The 18,324-nt window shown below is 27.3% G+C and carries 11 protein-coding genes, 1 tRNA gene and 3 pseudogenes; 7 read left to right on the plus strand and 8 right to left on the minus strand.

Annotated elements, in window-relative coordinates:
* Positions 1–79: 79 nt before the first annotated feature.
* Positions 80–1,483 (minus strand): sialidase family protein, encoded by a 1,404-nt coding sequence (locus EPJ72_RS02480; RefSeq protein ID WP_147730681.1) that lies wholly within the window; start codon positions 1,481–1,483, stop codon positions 80–82.
* 614 nt (positions 1,484–2,097) lie between these two features.
* Here EPJ72_RS02480 and EPJ72_RS02485 point away from each other — a divergent pair.
* From EPJ72_RS02485 to EPJ72_RS02495, 3 genes are all read left to right on the plus strand, one after another.
* Positions 2,098–2,183, plus strand: a tRNA-Ser gene (locus EPJ72_RS02485).
* Positions 2,184–2,197: 14 nt separating this feature from the next.
* Positions 2,198–2,833, plus strand: a complete 636-nt coding sequence (locus EPJ72_RS02490; protein WP_147730682.1) for a flagellar biosynthetic protein FliO — start codon at positions 2,198–2,200, stop codon at positions 2,831–2,833.
* 82 nt (positions 2,834–2,915) lie between these two features.
* Positions 2,916–3,743: a thioredoxin fold domain-containing protein gene (locus tag EPJ72_RS02495; protein WP_147730683.1), complete on the plus strand. Its 828-nt coding sequence runs from the start codon at positions 2,916–2,918 to the stop codon at positions 3,741–3,743.
* 273 nt (positions 3,744–4,016) lie between these two features.
* Here the strand turns inward: EPJ72_RS02495 and EPJ72_RS02500 are convergent, their stop codons facing one another.
* Both EPJ72_RS02500 and EPJ72_RS02505 read right to left on the minus strand, forming a co-directional pair.
* Positions 4,017–6,170: an ATP-binding protein gene (locus EPJ72_RS02500; protein ID WP_147730684.1), complete on the minus strand. Its 2,154-nt coding sequence runs from the start codon at positions 6,168–6,170 to the stop codon at positions 4,017–4,019.
* A 19-nt stretch (positions 6,171–6,189) separates the two neighbouring features.
* Positions 6,190–7,245 carry a metallophosphoesterase family protein gene (locus EPJ72_RS02505; RefSeq protein ID WP_147730685.1) on the minus strand — a complete coding sequence of 352 codons (1,056 nt, stop codon included), beginning with the start codon at positions 7,243–7,245 and terminating at the stop codon, positions 6,190–6,192.
* A gap of 132 nt (positions 7,246–7,377) precedes the next feature.
* Between EPJ72_RS02505 and EPJ72_RS02510 the strand changes: the two genes are divergently transcribed.
* Positions 7,378–8,055: an 8-oxoguanine DNA glycosylase gene (locus EPJ72_RS02510; protein ID WP_147730686.1), complete on the plus strand. Its 678-nt coding sequence runs from the start codon at positions 7,378–7,380 to the stop codon at positions 8,053–8,055.
* A gap of 242 nt (positions 8,056–8,297) precedes the next feature.
* Positions 8,298–8,827: pseudogene (thpR, locus tag EPJ72_RS02515) on the plus strand (RNA 2',3'-cyclic phosphodiesterase).
* A 374-nt stretch (positions 8,828–9,201) separates the two neighbouring features.
* On the opposite strand, the gene EPJ72_RS02520 reads toward thpR, so the two are convergent.
* The gene (locus EPJ72_RS02520; protein ID WP_147730687.1) at positions 9,202–10,947 is read right to left on the minus strand and encodes a TrkH family potassium uptake protein; all 1,746 of its coding nucleotides are present in this window, start codon (positions 10,945–10,947) and stop codon (positions 9,202–9,204) included.
* Between the two features lie 169 nt (positions 10,948–11,116).
* Between EPJ72_RS02520 and EPJ72_RS02525 the strand changes: the two are divergent.
* Positions 11,117–11,766: pseudogene (locus EPJ72_RS02525) on the plus strand (IS1595 family transposase).
* A 44-nt stretch (positions 11,767–11,810) separates the two neighbouring features.
* Here the strand turns inward: EPJ72_RS02525 and EPJ72_RS02530 are convergent.
* Together EPJ72_RS02530 and EPJ72_RS02535 are read right to left on the minus strand one after the other, a co-directional pair.
* The gene (locus tag EPJ72_RS02530) at positions 11,811–13,085 is read right to left on the minus strand and encodes a glycoside hydrolase family 16 protein (protein WP_147730688.1); all 1,275 of its coding nucleotides are present in this window, start codon (positions 13,083–13,085) and stop codon (positions 11,811–11,813) included.
* A 43-nt stretch (positions 13,086–13,128) separates the two neighbouring features.
* Positions 13,129–13,795 (minus strand): annotated as a pseudogene (locus EPJ72_RS02535) (IS1595 family transposase).
* A gap of 121 nt (positions 13,796–13,916) precedes the next feature.
* On the opposite strand from EPJ72_RS02535, the gene EPJ72_RS02540 reads away from it, so the two are divergent.
* Positions 13,917–14,234, plus strand: a complete 318-nt coding sequence (locus EPJ72_RS02540; protein ID WP_242004887.1) for a DUF2147 domain-containing protein — start codon at positions 13,917–13,919, stop codon at positions 14,232–14,234.
* A gap of 45 nt (positions 14,235–14,279) precedes the next feature.
* Here EPJ72_RS02540 and EPJ72_RS02545 read toward each other — a convergent pair whose 3' ends face one another.
* The gene (locus EPJ72_RS02545) at positions 14,280–15,485 is read right to left on the minus strand and encodes an OmpA family protein (protein WP_147730689.1); all 1,206 of its coding nucleotides are present in this window, start codon (positions 15,483–15,485) and stop codon (positions 14,280–14,282) included.
* Between the two features lies 1 nt (position 15,486).
* Positions 15,487–18,309 (minus strand): methyl-accepting chemotaxis protein, encoded by a 2,823-nt coding sequence (locus tag EPJ72_RS02550; RefSeq protein ID WP_147730690.1) that lies wholly within the window; start codon positions 18,307–18,309, stop codon positions 15,487–15,489.
* Between the last annotated feature and the right edge of the window lie 15 nt (positions 18,310–18,324).

The following is an 18,324-nucleotide window of genomic DNA, read 5'->3' on the forward strand; positions in this document are numbered from 1 at the left end:
CCTAATTAAAAACAACAAGGAATATACTTGAAACTATCAAATATATTCCTTGTATCTATTCAATTATTTTTCTCTAAAATTATTTACTTTCTAACTGACTAGATAAATAACTTTGAGTATATCTGCTGAAGAATATACTGAACTTTAAGCCGTTATCTTCATTTAATTCTTTTTCAACAGCCATAATTACAGTTCCGTCAGGCAATACATCTATAGAAGAACTTTTACTTGTTTTAGTCAATTGGAAAGAACCGCCTTTAGGAGTATAAGTAGTAGGGTCAAGCAAATACAAATGATTCGCTCCAACTCTAGTTTGTACATGTGAGAACAATGCTATATCCTCACCAGAACCAGCAGTATCAGTACCATATTTACTTGGGTCATACTCTTTAGAGCCATACCAACCTTTATCAAATTTATGGAAACCGAAAGAACCTTCATGAGCATTTATTGCTATATCTTTAGCTTGCTGACCTTGTTGGCTGTCTCCTAATCCCATCTTTCCGTCACCGCCTGCAGGATTTGGAACTGCTAAATAAGTTACTTTATCAGCAGTTTTATCATATGCTACAGCTTTTGCTTCTTTATATTTACTGAAACCGCTAGTTCTTCCGTCAGCAAAAGTAAATCCAGCACCAATTACAGCACTGTCATCAATAGAAAGCGTATCGCTATTAACAGTAACTTTAACAAATGTTACTCCCATCTGTTCTCTAACAGACCCTATATTAACGGTAGTACCTTGGTTTGCTGTAATTATAGGAAGAATTAATTTATTATCATCAGTAATTATGCCTCTTCCTGAATGTGTGCCGAATTGTGTAGTAAGTTTAACTTTTGATACATCTAAGTCTTGCCAAGCACTCCAGTCTATTGTTGGAATTGCACTTTCACTATCAACACCAGTAACTGTTCCTACAGAATATTTAAGTTTTGATTTTGGATTTCTATTAGCATAGTCTGTACCAGTACGGGATATGCCTGAACCTGCAGAAGCTATTACACAAACTTTACCACTATCTTTTTTATAATACACTACAGGGGCAGAAACTGCATCATCTTTAGTCTGAGAGTCTGCAACAATTGGCTTAGGGGCATCGAAGTTGTCGCCTCCGTCCTTGCTTAATAAGTAAATTATACTTACGGGCTTATCGCCGTTTACACCTATGTCGTTAGCAGAACCAGGGTATTTAATTCTTTTCTCAGTTACTATTAAAACACTGCCTTGTCCTAATGCAACTATTACAGGATTTCTATAATAGTCTTCGCCTGTCTGGCTTATAACAGCATAGTCGTTCATAGCATTAGTATCATACTTTTTTAAATCTTCCCATGTTTTTGTTAAACCGCCTGTCTCATTTTTTACTTCTGTTTCTTTATTAGTGTCGCCTTTAACGTCTGTTATGCCGTTTTTCTTACAGCCCGCAAAAGCTAAGCTTAAAGCCATAAGCAAAGATAATAAATAAATAATCTTTTTATTCATATAAATCTCCTTATAAAATTTTTGCTTATTTATTAAAATAAAAAATTGTATTAAACTCTTATGAGCGGAAAAGCTTTATACAATTTATTATTTCCAAAAGAACATATTATAGAAAGAACTTTATACCCATACTCTCTATATGTATAATATATTAAAATAAAATATAAAGTCAAGTAAAAATTTACAAATTATTTACTTAAATTTCGGATAAAAATAACTTATTTATTAATTTTTAACCTCAAAAAAAAAACTCTATAATTAATTATATTCATTTTTATTTTTTTATCAAGTCTTATAGTAATAAACAAGGGGCTTAAGCCCCTTGTTATGATATGATGTAAATGGGTTTATTTTATATATAGATACCAATTTACAAATTATTTACTTAAATTTCGGATAAAAATAGCTTATTTATTAATTTTATCCTCAAAAACTCTGCAATTAATTATATTCATTTTTATTTTTTTATCAAATTTTTTTGATAATAATTATTAATTTATAAACATTATTTAATAAAATTCAAATATAAAACAATTATATAAAACTAACAAATATATGGTTGACTAAAAAACTTATTTATGTTAATATAGACAAACTAATAATTGATAATATTTGGAGAGATGCCCGAGAGGCCGAAGGGAGCAGTTTGCTAAACTGTCGTAGGCAACCCCTACCGCGGGTTCGAATCCCGCTCTCTCCGTATTGGAAATAGCTGTGATAAAAAAAATATTATTACTTACTATATTCACTCTATCTCTTCTATATTCACAAGATACTAATAACATAACAAATGATACTACTCAATCAAATTATTTTAATATTCAAGAAAACACAATAATAAATAACACTAACAACGAACCTGCAATACTTCAGGATATTAGAAACATAGAAAACAGAGCAAATGTCAGCACTACTTCTATGTTTATAAAGGCTATTATTGGTTTTATAGTAACATTAGTTGGAATATATATTGTATTTGTGTATTTAAAAAATAAAACTAAAAAAGTATCTGGTTCTAATGAAATTATAAAGGTGTTGGCTACCACTGCCATAGCGTCAAATAGATATGTTTCTATAATAGAAATAGCAAATGAAATGTATTTAATATCGGTATCTGACCATAATATAAACCTGCTTTCAAAAATAGAAGATAAAGAGATGAAAGACCAAATAAAAATGATGTATGTTAATTCTAAAGAAAACACTGTTGAAGATAGTTTTAAAAATATATTAGACAAAACTCTAACAATTTTCAAGCAGCCGAAAATGAAAAAAGAAGACGCGCTAAAAACAACATCAGATATAAGAGAAAAATTAAAATCATTGAATGAAGATAAAAATAAAGAGTAATATACCCGCTATACCCTTCTTGTTTTTTATACAAAATAATATATGATAAATTATAAATATCTTAATAAAGGAATAAAGAATTATGAATAAAAATATAATGATGATTTTTTCACTTATTGTAATAGCTTTTACTATTTCTTGTAATGATTCTTATGCTGCTATAAAATGGGAAAAGGATTTAGCTTCTGCTGTAAAAAAAGCAAAAGACAAAGATTTACCTATAATGATAGATGTATATACTGATTGGTGCAGTTGGTGTAAAGAGTTAGATAAAAACACTTATGCCAACAAAGAAGTAATTGATGCTGCCAAAAAAATGGTATCTGTTAAACTTAATCCTGAAACATCAAAAGAGGGTGCTGATATAGCTCAGAAGTATGGCGTTCAAGGTTTTCCTACTATACTTTTTATCAGTCATGACGGTTTTGTTTTAGAGAATGTGGGCGGATATGTAGAAGGTGAAAAGTTTGTTCCATACATGAAGAATGCTCAGGACAAATTAAAGAAAATAAGAATAGTTCTTCAAAGTAAAGAGCCTAGTTTAGAAAAATTAGATTTATATATGGAATCCGGCAACGAGGAAGAATCTTCAAAAATATTTAATGCTTTATTAGAAAAAAATGCTATATCAAAAGAAGCTATGTCTAAATATATATTAGGCTTTGGTTTAATGAGAGCACAAAAAAATGATTATGACACAGCTAATTCTTATTTTGACAGAATTATAAAAGAATATCCGAACTCTCAGGAAGTTTACATAGCACATTATTATAAAGCAGTAACAATGGTGTTGGCAGGAGAAAAGGAAGAGCCTAAAAAATATTTAGAAAAATTATTGGACGACCCTAAAATACCGGAAGAGATGAAAGTACAATATAACACATTATTATCATATATAAACGAAAACTGATAGTATATTAAACGACTATATTTTGAATTAAAAATGCAGTTCTTCGCGAAGCGTATCCGAAGGATATAAGGTTCTTTTATACCAATACCACAGGCACTTCCTTCGGTCGTAAAAGAAGTGGGGGGCTGCACGGTGTGTGCTTCGCAAGGGCTAGTCCCCGCAAATAATAAAAACAGAATTTTGACAAACTTAAAAATTCTTAGTAAGAATAAAAAAAGAGGTATAGCAAAAACTATATCTCTTTTTATTTTCAAATTAATTAATAAATAACTTTTAAGAAAGTTCATGAATATTAACTGCCTCAAACTCTTTTAATACATCTCTTATAAAAACATCTTTCGTAAAAATAACTATAGGTATATTATAGTCTTTAGAATACTCAACTATAAATTTTAATGCCTCTAATATTCTGTTATTGTCAAAAGTGATAAAAGGATCATCGAGTAAAATTAATCTGCCTTGTTTATGTATTTTTGTGAGTATTGAAAGACGCATTGCTATATAAACTGCATCTCTCGTAGCAGAAGATAAAAACTCTATATTTCTTTTTTCGTTTTGCTTATCTAAAACCATTATTTTATTTTTATCAAAACCAGACATTGTTATTCCGTCATCATGCAGATTTTTGCCTGTAATATGATTATATAAAACTTTAGCCTCATTAGACAATGATTCAAACACATTATCATTTTTTTGATTTATATTAGATAAAATATCTTCAAGTAATTGTAAGGCTTTTTTTCTTTTATTTATATTTATAGTTTCATCATCTAATTTAGACAAATCACTTTCAAGATTAACTATAGTATTATGTATATTATCAAAATTATTAAGCTCCCCGCTTGTATAGGATATTTCTTTTTCTATTTTATTTATATTTTCTTTTATTAATTCAATTTCTTTTTCTAAGTCTTTTAATTGATTTTCTAAACCTCTAAACTCATCCTCATTAAAATCATCATATCCTATACTTTCTAATTCTTTTATAATCCTATTACAATCAGCCTCAAGCATATTAATATCTTTTAGAGAGTTCTTTTTAGCTTCCTGCATAAGTTTATTATAAAGCTCGCTTGTCTCTTTATATAAAGCATCATAATCTCTTTTCATAGAATAATAATGCTCTATATTTTTAGCATTTAGTTTATTTAATAGATTTTCTAATTTTGAGTTTTCTTCTTCACAACTTTTCTTAACTGTTTCTAACTCTTCTAAATATTTATCAATCTCTTCATTATCTTTACTGTTAACTATTAATTCTATTTTTGCCAATTCCTTATTTAATAAATCTCTCAAATAATTATAATCATCAATATCATTATCTATATTTAATTCTGGCAAAGTGTCTAAAATATCTTTTATAATTTTTGTATTAGCATTCTCTTTTATAAACAAAAAAGGAAAAGAAGGAAGTATTATAACAAGCCAAAATGCATTCTTAAAATAAACGCTAAGAAGTATAGATATAAATGCTACAACTAATATAAAAACAAATTTAGGAACTTTTTTATTTTTGTTTACTGCCTCATCTATTTTTTTTATTGCATTTTCTATTCTTATATTTATGCTGTTATAATCAATAGATTTTCTCTCTTCTATATTTTTTTTAAGACTTTCTATTTTACCATTCAAATAAGACTCTTTATTTTTTAATTCATCAATATTATTTGTAATAGATTTTATTTCATTAGAATAATCATTTTGAAGTATTTTATTTTCACTTAAAAAATTATTCTTTTTATAAAAATTATTTATTAGAGAAAGTAAATCCAATTTATAATTTTTTAACTGTGCTTTCTTTTTTAAATCGAATGTTTTAAATATTTCATCATGCTCTTTAATTTTCTCTCTCATAAGATTAGCATTAAAATTAAGCTTATCATTTAATTCTTTTATCTTTTCTTTTTTGGAGCTTTCATTATTTATTTTATCATACAAAATATTTAACTCTTCTTTTATGCTATTTTTTTTATTTTCCATTAAGTTAATCTGATATGGAATAGACGACTGAGCCCTTCCGCTATATTCTGCCCTAATTTCTGAAATCATTTTTCCTATATCAATATCAGAAGAGAATAATTTTTTCTTTATTTCACTCTCCCACTCTTTTGAATCTTTTTTATTATCAGACATATTAAATATTATTTCACTTTGTCTTATGGCATACAGATTATTATAAGAATCTGGGTGAAGTTTGATGTTATCATCAATTGCAGGCACACTCTCTACATCAATTTCATCGCCATACCTATTTTTTATCATTTTTGAAAAACCTAAACTCTTTTTATTTTCAGAAAATAAATACATAAGTGAATCAAATATAGTAGTCTTTCCAGATTCATTTGCCCCATAAAATAAAGTAATAAAATCTGATATCTCAAAACTTTTATTTTTAAACTTTCCAAAATTATTTAGTTTCAAAAGCATAAACAAAACCCATTATTTTTTATTGTAAAGCATTATATATTTTTTCTATTCCTAATCGTTTAGCAAGCTCTAATATTTCTAAATTATCTTTATTGTTAATATCAAACTCATAACTATTTACAACATCTAAAAACTCTTTAATTATTCTTTCGTTATAAGCATTCTCCAAAAAATATAATTGACTGTTTTTCAAATTAATATCTCTTACATTTTTTGAATATTTATTTATTATAGATTTTTTAGTTTTTTCAAGCTCATTTTCATCTTCTATAATGCCATAAATATTAATGCTTATAATATCATTTTTTTTCCAATTAACAGATAAACTCTCTATCTTTGTTTCAATATCATAACTATTGCATTCATAAACTCTATATTCTCCAGCAGATTCTATATTAATATACTCTTTTTTTATTTTATTATTTTTTATCTCTAAAGCTAAACATCTTCTAATACCAATTTCTGCCTTACTTCTTCTCCAAACTCTCGAAGAACCCGGATAAACTATTTCAATATTTTCTATTCTTGTATCTATCTGTTTATGAATATGCCCTACTATTGCTAAATCAACATTAGACTTTTTTATTATATCAATAGGTATACTTGCCGAATCTTCATTTTCTTCTATAGCCCATAAAGTACCCTCTACTATGCCATGTGCTAAAAGTATTCTCTTTTCATTTTTAAGACTATCAACCAATTCTAAAAACTCATTATTTACAGAGTATTTATCATTATAAGGCAATGCAATTATATCTAAATCATCTATAGTAAAAGCACTTATCTCTTCTAATACTGTAATATTGTTTGGAAAATTTAATTGACTTAAACTAATTCCTTTAGATTTTAAGTTTTCATGATTGCCCTTAAGAAGATATATTTTATTTTCTTCTATTACATTTATAAACTCTTCTTTAAGCTCTTTTAAATCTTCAAATGTATCAAAAGTATCACCAAGCAAAACTAAAGCATCATAATCTTTTGATATTTCTATTATTTCTCTAAGCACATTAAAAGAATACTCTCTCTCTGAAACGCTTAAATGCAAATCTGAAGCTATTAATAATTTTGGCATAATTTTTATTTTCTCTGAAGTATATATATTATTTTTGTATTATAGATTATATATATTAATTAATCAAGAATTGAAATTTAATTATTATGGTAGTATTATAGAAAAGCTAAATTTACAATAAAGGCTTAAAGAATGGACAAAGAATACGCTAAACATCTAATGTGTATATACAAAGATAAAATACTTCATGAGAGAATGAAAAGAAGACTTGAATATTTTGAGAGAGTTTATAAGAGAGAAAATGATAAAAGGTTATTTGCAGAATTAGCCTTTTGTATATGCACTCCTCAGACAAAAGCAAGAAGCGGGGCTGCTGCTATAATAGACCTTTATAATCATAATTTACTTTTTAAGGGTTCTGAAGAGAGCATTGCTAATATATTAATAAAACATGTTCGTTTTCATAACATGAAGGCTAGAAATATAGTTCTTGCAAGGAAGTTGTATTTTCCAAAAGAGAAATTTATATTGAGAGAGAGAATTGATGATGCTGTAAAAAATGATTCTATTGTGAGTTTGAGAAATGAATTAGCAAAAGAAGTTAAAGGTTATGGACTTAAAGAAGCTAGCCATTTTTTAAGGAATATTGGTTTTGGGCAAAAGATTGCTATACTTGACAGACATATAATGAGAGTAATGAGCAAATTAGATATACTTCCAGAATCTATGACTCCAAAAACAAGCTTAACTAAAAATAATTATATGAGCTGCGAATCGAATTTAGTAGAGTACTCAAAAAAAGAGAAAATACCAATGGAATATTTAGATTTCGTATTTTGGTATGACGCCACTAACGACATATTTAAATAATATTTTTTATTAATTATATTTATATGTATTTTAAAACTATTTTATAAATTAAAAAAATAATGTATTATATATTGTATATAAATTGCAGTTTTAGTATATAAAAATTGCAGTCTTTTTGCTTCTTTGTGCCAACAAAAGAAGTGGGGCTTGGGGCAAAGCCCCAATTATTAATTAAAAAACTAAAAATATTTTAAACATTTATTAATGTTTTTGAAATAAGTTTATTATTTTGGTACATATTTATGAGAGCGTTCTTAGCATTAAATATTGATGAAAATATAAAAAGTAAATACCATAACCTTTTACTAAAAAAGATAGATAATAATATAGCAGAAGTAAAATTTGTAAATAAAAATAAAATGCATATCACATTAGTTTTTTTGAAAATATAAAAGAAAGCGATATAGAAAAAATAAAATCATCATTAGAAAAGACAAGCAGTGTAATAAAGCCTTTTAATATATTGTTTGAAAAATTTTCATATTTCACAAATAAGTTTAATGATATAAATGTTTTGTTTGTAAAAGCAAATTGCAAAGAATTAGATAAGTATGTAAAGCATTTAAGAGATAATATTAATATAAAATATGATAAAAAAGATTTTAAATCGCATCTCACATTGGCAAGAGTAAAAAGGGTTTATGATAATGATAAATTAAAAGAGATAATAAATAATATTAGTTTTGAAAAGAGCAGTTTTTTAGCGAACTCTATCACACTTTATGAAAGCGACTTTGTTAATTACAAAGAAATATTCACAGTAATGTTTTAAATAGTTTAAAATTAGATAATATACTAAAAATTGTTAATTTTATTCAAAAGCACTTTTTTATTTTAATTGCTTGCGGGGACTAGCCCCCGCACCCACAGTTCTTTTATTGGTATAAAAGAACCAAAAGAACTGCAATTTTAATCTAAAATATAAATATATTTTGTATTATATTTTTATACATATAAAGCTAAAGAACTTGCACTTTTTGCAACTTTGACGAAGTCCGCAAAGCGAAGGCGGGAAAAAGTTGATAATTACAATTTACATAAATATAACCAATTTGACACATACTAAAGATTTTTATGTTTTAGAATGGAACACCTGTATGGCAAAGCAACCACAAATAAAAATTTAAAAAATATAATTATTGCAAATTAACCAATATTAACTTCCGCAGTAGGCAAATCTATTAAACCGTATCTGCTGTCAACAGAACCAATACTCATAAATAATGTTAAATACCCCACACGTCCAATAAACATTAATGCTATCACTATAATTTTACTCCACACAGAAAGCCCAGCTGTAATACCAAGCGAAAGCCCAACTGTAGATATAGCAGAAACCGTTTCAAATATTACAGGCATCATAGTTTTGTGTCCATCAATATAAAATATAAGCAATGCCCCAAAAACAGATATTGCAATAGCTAAAGTAAATATAGCAATGGATTTATTAACAGCATCATCTTTAATCTTTCTTCCCTTCACAATAATAAAAGGTCTGTTTGTAATAGCTGTAATGATTGAAGCTATAAATACAAAAAAAGTTGTAGTTTTAACTCCGCCTCCTGTACTGCTCGGAGAAGCACCTATAAACATAAGAAATATTACAACTCCAATTGTAACGCTATTCATAGAATTATAAGCAATAGTCTCAAACCCAGCCGTTCTTGTACTTACGCTTTGAAATATTGAAGCTAAAATTTTTTCTTTTAAAGGCATTCCTTCTAAAGCATTAGAATATTCATTGAAAAATATAAACAAAGTTCCAAACAATAAAAGAAAAGCACTTGTAAACAAAATAATTATTGTCTGCACATCCATAACATATCTTTTACCTTTAATCTTGCTAATAATAGCAGTGTATATGCTCACAAATACAGGATAACCTATCCCACCAAGTACTATTAAGAAACTCACAGTAATAGTCAAAAGGGCATTATCAGAAAATCTGTGAAGACTGTCAGTATATAAGGCAAATCCAGCATTACAAAAAGCACTTATAGAATGAAATAAAGAATAAAATATCCTCTCACCTATTCTGTTATTATCCATAACAGTAAAAAGCAATATTGCCCCTATTAACTCAACTAAAAAAGTAGCCAAAAATATGGCCTTTACAGTGGAGCGTATAATATCTTTATTTTTTGTGTTAAACATTTCAAGCGTTCTTATTCTATCTTGCACGCTTCCTTTATTAATAGAAAATAAAATCACTATTGCAGATATGGACATTATTCCAAGTCCGCCAATCTGTATCAATATTAAAACAACAATCTGACCAAAAAAAGTAAACTCTCTAGAAATATCTATTACACTTAAACCCGTAACGCAAACGGCACTTGTTGCAGTAAATAAAGCATCAATAAAAGGAAGTCTTCCGCTGATTGTGCTTAACGGCAAATATAAAAGTAATGCTCCCAATGTAATTATAAAAATAAATGATGCGATAATCATCTGATAAAGAGTAAACTTTGAATAAGATAATCTAAGCCAATTTATAACTATTATTAAGAAAAACAGTATAGAACCTGCTATAGTCCATATAATTCTATTAGCATATATACCATAATATTTTCTGCTGAAAAAATTAAGAAGCAAAAGCCCTATAATCTGTATTATAGGAACTATTATATATAATTTTCTAGGAGCTATTCTTATTTGGTCTATCAAAATAATAATAAAACAAACTGTAATAATATTTATTATTTTGTCATAATAATATATATAAAAATTATAAACTGTAATCTGTCTTACTTGCATCAAAAGAACAAATATTGCAAATATAGAACCAGCTATTGCAATTAAATTTGAAAGCCTTCTTAAAATTTCATCTAATGATTGTAGTATTGACTTTTTTTTATTATTAAATATATCAATAAAAATATTTTTTCTCATATAGAAATGCCCTAACATATTATGTTATTTTAAATATTATATACTATAAATAAAAAAATATCTTTCAATTTATTAATTTTCTATAAATTAGATATATTATATTTTTATTTATTTTTCAATAAATTATTTGGGGCTGTCCTAGATAACTTAAATTTGTTAAAATTTAAGTATGAAACGCAGTAAATTAAGTAAAGATAAACAATTAAAATTAATAGAACATTTTGTAGCAGGAACTACAGCAAGGACAGCTTCAGTTTTAGTTAAGGTTAATAAGACTACAGCTTCATATTATTTTTTAAGATTAAGAGAATTAATATTTGAATATAAAAAAGAAAAAGAAGAAGAAGTTTTTAATGGAGAAATAGAAGCAGATGAAAGTTATTTTGGCGGTAAAAGAAAAGGAAAAAGAGGGAGAGGAGCTTGCATATAAAATACCAGTGTTTGGTTTATTAAAAAGAGGCGGAAAAGTATATATAAAAATAATAAATAATACTAAAATTAATGCCTATTATTAGGCAAAAAGTACAGCCTGACAGTATAGTTTATTCAGATTATTATCATAGTTATGATGTATTAGATGTATCAGAGTTTAAGCACTTTAGAATTAATCATAGTGAAAAGTTTGCTGAAGAAAAGAACCATATTAATGGTATAGAGAATTTTTGGAATCAAGCAAAAAGACATCTTCGCAAATTTAATGGAATACCAAAAGAACATTTTCACTTATTTATTAAAGAATGTCAATTTAGATTTAATAATCCAAAAGTTGACAAACAATTGGAAATTATATATAATTTAGCAAAAAAGGAGCTTTTTTAGTTATCTGGGTCAGCCCCTATTTTTTTATCTTTTTTATCAATGTTTTATTTCCATTGAACATCTTTGTAATATTCGCATCCTTTATCACCGCGTGAATTATCTAATATGGTGTCTTTATTAGGTGAAACTTTAACCCAATCTACATCCATCCAAGTATCTAATCCCTTTTGAGCTCCGCCAGGATAAACATCATTAGCACGTCCAACTCCTACATTCATTATAATATAAAAAGCAGATTCATCAACAAATGGGTATTTTTGTATATTATCAGTCCTCAAATAAGGGGCTCTTCCCGAAACACCATCAATATACCAATAAAGTCCTTCCTTAGTCCATTCTAAAGTATAGATATGCCAATTATCTACATTAGCTATATCCTGACTTCCGGGAGAAGAAGAATAATCCTTACCGTCTGTACCATAATAGCCCGTATGTATAGTCTGATCTACTTTTTTAGGTTTTCCATACACATATTCCATAATATCTATTTCTCCGCCTGCTGCCCAGTCTTTCCATTGTGGATTGTTCGTATTATTTCCTCTGGCAGGCATTAACCATAAAGCAGGGAAAGGTCCTTTAGTTGGATTTTCAGCTTGATTTTTTATTCTTGCTCTGAATTCTACTTTACCATAAGTGAAGAAGAAAGGTTCTCTTCTTTTACTGTCTTCAGGAGCTTCATGAGTACCATATAGATGAGTAGTTTGTATTCCGCTTCCTATAGAACCTGTGTCATCATCGCCGGTTTTAGTTGCTTTTAAATGCAAATATTCAGTATCTCCTTCTTTTTTAAGTTCGAGATTTCTAAAACTTCCATTCATAGCATGATTCCAAGCTGATGTTCCTTTCCAAGCAGCAAGCCATTTTCCTTTCCAAGGTTCTAAATTATTAGCCTGTCCAGAATTAGCTGGAAGTGCTTCATTTTGATTAAACTCTTCATAAAATAGATATGTTGTAATATTATTTGTTTCATATAATATTTTTTCAGTTTCTGAAGTTATATCTGCTATTTGTATATTGTATCCTGAACCAGGATTTACTGGTATTTTTTGACTTGGAGATGTAATTTGAATTACAATATCTTTACCTGCATTAGCAGATATATCAGTTTTTGTTCCTATTGCTCTAAATTCAATCTTTCTGTCTGTCAAAGCAGATTCTTCAAAGTTTACAACTATGTATTTATCCTGTATTTCAATAGGTCCTTTTGGAATAGTACCGTCTCCTCCTGCTCCTCCTAGAGCTGCTATTTTCTTACAGCTTGTAAACGCTATGCTTAAAGCCATAAGCAAAGATAATAAATAAATAATCTTTTTACTCATATAAATCTCCTTATATAAAAATTTTTGGGGCTGGCCCAGATAACTAAAAAAGCTCCTTTTTCGCTAGATTATATATAATTTCCAATTGTTTGTCAACTTTTGGATTATTAAATCTAAATTGACATTCTTTAATAAATAAGTGAAAATGTGCTTTTGGTATTCCATTAAATTTACGAAGATGTCTTTTCGCTTGATTGAAAAAATTCTCTATACCATTAATATGGTTCTTTTCTTCAGCAAACTTTTCACTATGATTAATTCTAAAGTGCTTAAATTCTGATACATCTAATACATCATAACTATGATAATAATCAAACTATACTATCAGGCTGTACTTTTTGCCTAATAATAGGCATTAATTTTAGTATTATTTATTATTTTTATATATACTTTTCCGCCTCTTTTTAATAAACCAAACACTGGTATTTTATATGCAAGCTCCTCTTCCTCTTTTTCCTTTTCTTTTGCCTCCAAAATAACTTTACGAAGTACACCCTTGCGGTGCCATCTGCTTCTATTTCTCCATTAAAAACTTCTTCTTCTTTTTCTTTCTCATATTCAAATATTAATTCTCGTAAATGATGATAATATAATATTGCTGTTTTACGATTAATTCCAATAAGAGCAGAGGCAGTCCTTGCTGTAGTTCCTGCTGAAAAATGCTCTATTAATTTAAATTGTTTTTCTTCACTTAATTTACTGCGTTTCATACTTAAATTTTAACAAATTTTAGTTATCTGGGCCAGCCCCTAAATCTCAAATAAATATATTGTTGGTATTAAAATAATGCCAGCAAGATACTAAAAAAACAAATTAAAAGGAGTATTTAATATGAAAAGAAATTTAATAATAAAAGTATTAGCTTTTACTATGTTATTTAATATAATAGCTTTAGCACAGAATGCTGATGATATAGTTGGTTTATGGTATAGTCATGCCGATGCAAAAAACAGAATTGCGGTTATAGAAATATTCAAAGAAAACAATAAATATTATGCTTATTCATTTGCTTATACTAATTCTAATGATGTTGTATATGATGTTAATAATCCAAATAAAGAATTAAAAAACTTACCATTAAAAGGATTAGTATATTTGTATAATGGAAGTTCTTATAATAATAATTTAGACAACACGAAGAATATATAAAAATACATTTTTGGGCTTGTAAAAAAAGAGAGATTTTTTACAAGCCTATCTTAATTTTATTATAATATCTACTCTTCTATTTTTTTGTCTTCCATTTGGATTATCATTTGAAGCTATAGGCTCTTTATCTCCGAAACCTCTATAAGATAGTTTATCATGCTCAAGTTTTGGAAGTATGTAATCTGCTACAGTTTTTGCTCTTTTTTCTGATAGGGCTTGATTGTAATTTGCTTCTCCTGTATTGTCAGTATGTCCTTCAACTATAATTTCTCTGTCTGGATAGGTTTGTTTAATTGCATTTATAATACTGTCAACAGTGCTTTTAGCATCTTCTCTAAGTGTGTAAGAATCTGTATCAAATAAAATCTCTCCAAGTCTAATTACTAATCCTTCAGGAACAGTATCAACTACAACATCATCATTAAGATTATCTTCTAATTTTTTTCTGTTTAACTCATTTTCTTCTTCTGTAATTGTGCTGTAAATTTTATAAGTGCTTATAATATTCATCTTGTACTGCAAGCTAAGATAAGATAAGTTTTTACCGTATCCAAATAATATTTGATATCTCTCAGTTTGTGATACAGGTATATTTTTATTCATATCCCATAAAAAAGTCCCATAATTAAAACCATATATTCTCTCAGGATATCCATTTTTAGAAAGCCCCGCCTGAAGTAAATCTTTATCAGTCATAATATGATATTGTATAACAGCAAGAGGATCATTATTTTCATTTGTTTCAATGTTTGCAAATAAATAATCAGCAGATAATGCCATATTAAGATTAGGAGCATTATTTACTTTTACTATCTCTACAGCTTCACTATTCCAAGATTGAGTGAGAGATATTTCTTTATCTGGAAAGGTAGGAATATGCCTTACATTCGGCATAAAATAATTATAAGGCACTTCAAATTTACCATTAGTGTGTATTATAAAATCGCTTGAATATTCTTCTTCTAAATGAAAAACACTGTTTCCGTCATAGAGTCTAAAAATTTTGAATATACCGCTTACTCTATATCCGCCTTTAGGAGCTATTGCTATAACCGTTAAATCTACAATGTTTCTTTCTTTATAAGTTTTTTTTAATAATCCGTTTTCATAATATTCTACATCAGCAGTTTTTACAGATTCAATCCTCTCTCCAACTTTAAGATTCCAAAAGAATTTATGCGATATTGTTTGAGTATAAGAAATATTAAAAATAAATATTGCTAAAATTAATATAAATTTTATTTTACTCATATTAACCTTGATTTCTTATTTTCTTTTTATCTTCTTTCATTTTTTGTTTTTTAGCTCTCTGTTCTATTTTTAACTTTAATTTATCTAAAGCATTAGATTCTTTCTTAATATCTTCCTCAGTTTTTTCAGTCTTAAATGAAATAACAGATTTATATAATTGTAAGAATATATATTGTAACTCTTTAATTCTCTTATCCATAGTCTCCATACTTGCACTGCTCGCATTAGACAACTCACTTACATTTTCTATAGAGCTAACAAGTCTTTTAATATCACTTTCAGTAGTATTTACAACATTAACCACATCTTCAGCTAATTTATCAACGCTTGTTATATTCTGTCCAACAGTAGAACTCATCTGCATCTGTTTTATAGATAATTCCTGAATATACTCAGTAATATTATTTAAGTTTGCAATATTAGCTAATATATCCCTTCTTCCAACATCAAGTTCATCATTAGCATTAGATATATTAGCAATTAAGTCAGCAATAGTGTTAGAACCTTCAAGTATCTTCTCCATAGATTCAGAACTCTTAAATGCCAAAGCTACAGTATGGTCAATAGCCTGTGTAGTCTCTTCAATAATGTCATCAATTATCTTAGAGTTTTCATCGGTATCTTCTGCTAATTTTCTAATCTTATCAGCAACAACTGTAAAACCTCTACCATGTTCACCAGCATGAGCAGCCTCAATAGCAGCGTTCATTGCCAAAAGGTTAGTTTGCTCTGCTATGTTATGTATAACTTGAGTGATGTTTGTAATCTGCTTTGAATATTCTTTTATACTTTGAATAGATTCTGTAACAGATTCTCCTATATTACTTCCATCTTGTGCTTCTGTGTATAATACTTTTGCATAAGTATTGGCTTTATTTGCTCCTTGGCTCACTGTAACAATATTTGCTATCATCTGCTGAACTGAGGTACTTGTTTTTGATATTGCTTCAGATTGTGATTTTATTTTATCTGTAATGTCATTAATATTATCTAATAATAATTGTATAGTTTCATTAACAGAGCTAAATTTAGTTCTTTGCATAAAACTTACTCTTGCAGCATTAGAAGAGGACTCTGATATTTTTGAAGAGTTTTCAAATTCTTTTTCAAACTCTTTATATATGGTATTAAAGTCACTAATACTCATACTAATAGAAGCTCTCATGTTTTGTATGTTTCCAGTCATAGTATAGGCATTGTTTTTAATAGTTACAATGATATTTTGCATTTTTTCTAAGAACTTATTAAATGAATGCACTAATTCACCCGTTTCATTATTATTAATTATAGGAAGTCTAATAGTTAAATCACCAGAACCTTCACTGAGTGACTCAGAAACGTTTTTAGCAGCAACTAAAGTTCTTCTTAAGTTATATATTAATAATATTATAGATATTGAGAATATTAATAGTCCTGCATATATAAATAAACTAGCAATAGAAAACACTTCTCTAAAAGCAGTATCTGTTTGATATGCAGGCTTATAACTCCAACTATTTATTACATATATATCATTAAATAACTGATATTTCACAAACAATAGATTTAATGCTTCATTATAAAATATTTTTGCATCTACAACACTATTGATTTTGCTGTTATTTTGTTCATCTCTAATTTGAAATGAACTTCCAACATTTCCTAATATATTTTGCATATTTTGAAGTTCATTAGGATTATTAAAGGCATTAATATTATAATCTCTATCTGTAATAAATATATTTAAATTATCTTTATATAAATTATTGTTTAATAAATCTTCATATATTGAAGTTTTTAACTCTAATAAAATAAAACCTATATTGTTGTTGTTATAAATAACAGGGTTATAAACACAAAAACTATCATTATATTTTACAATATCCACATAATAATTAGTTTCACTAGTTAATAGATTTAATTTATTTCTTTGTATATTAGGTGTATAATTTGTATATACTCTAGTTACACTATTATCTTTATAACCAAAATCTACATATAAGTTTCTTGCTGCATCGTCATCTATATTCATACCTATATTCTCTAGGTTTGAGAAATATATAGCAAAAGAAATAATATCAGGGTCATTTATATATTGTTTTTTTATATAATTATTGATGATATTTATATTATCATTAAAATTATTATTGTTTCTAGGATAATTATTTATATAATATGATAGGGCAGTAGCAGCATTAATATATTTGCCTATTCTTCTTGAGAACTCATTAACAAAATCATTAGCATATTCTCTTTTTAATGAGGCATTAGAAGCAGAGTAGTGATAAGACTCAGCCCTATAATGCATACCATTAACTAATGTGATTATAAATATAACTACCGATATTAATATAGGCACCAAACTATAACCCATAGGTAAATAATATTCATTAGATCCAGTTTTTCTATATAAAGGTCCCACCAAAAAGTTAAAAGAAATGGAAGCAAGCCCCATAGAAAAAGTTATAAGGAATATTACCATTATGAGTCTTATATTAATTATTTCAAATAATGTTATACTTCCTTCTATTAAGTAAGTAGTATATGATACTATAGCAACTAGTACAATAGCGAACCCTGTTTTTACAACATATAGCCTACCAAGCATAACAGAACTTTTTCTTTCCGCCTTTATACAATCAAGGAACAAACTTATAGAAGTTGCTAATGCTATTAATACAATAAATAAATATATATATCCTCTTAAAGAACTTCCAAACTGATATATAGTTCTTAATAGTATCGAATATAATTCAACAGATACTACAGCAACTATTAAAAAAGTTATTGGTATATAGAACTTTAATTTATTTTTTCTAGAAATTTCTTTTTTATTTAATAGCATATAATCAACCTAAAG

This window comes from Brachyspira pilosicoli (genome assembly GCF_008016535.1).
In the GTDB taxonomy this organism is placed as follows: Bacteria; Spirochaetota; Brachyspiria; order Brachyspirales; family Brachyspiraceae; genus Brachyspira; species Brachyspira pilosicoli_A.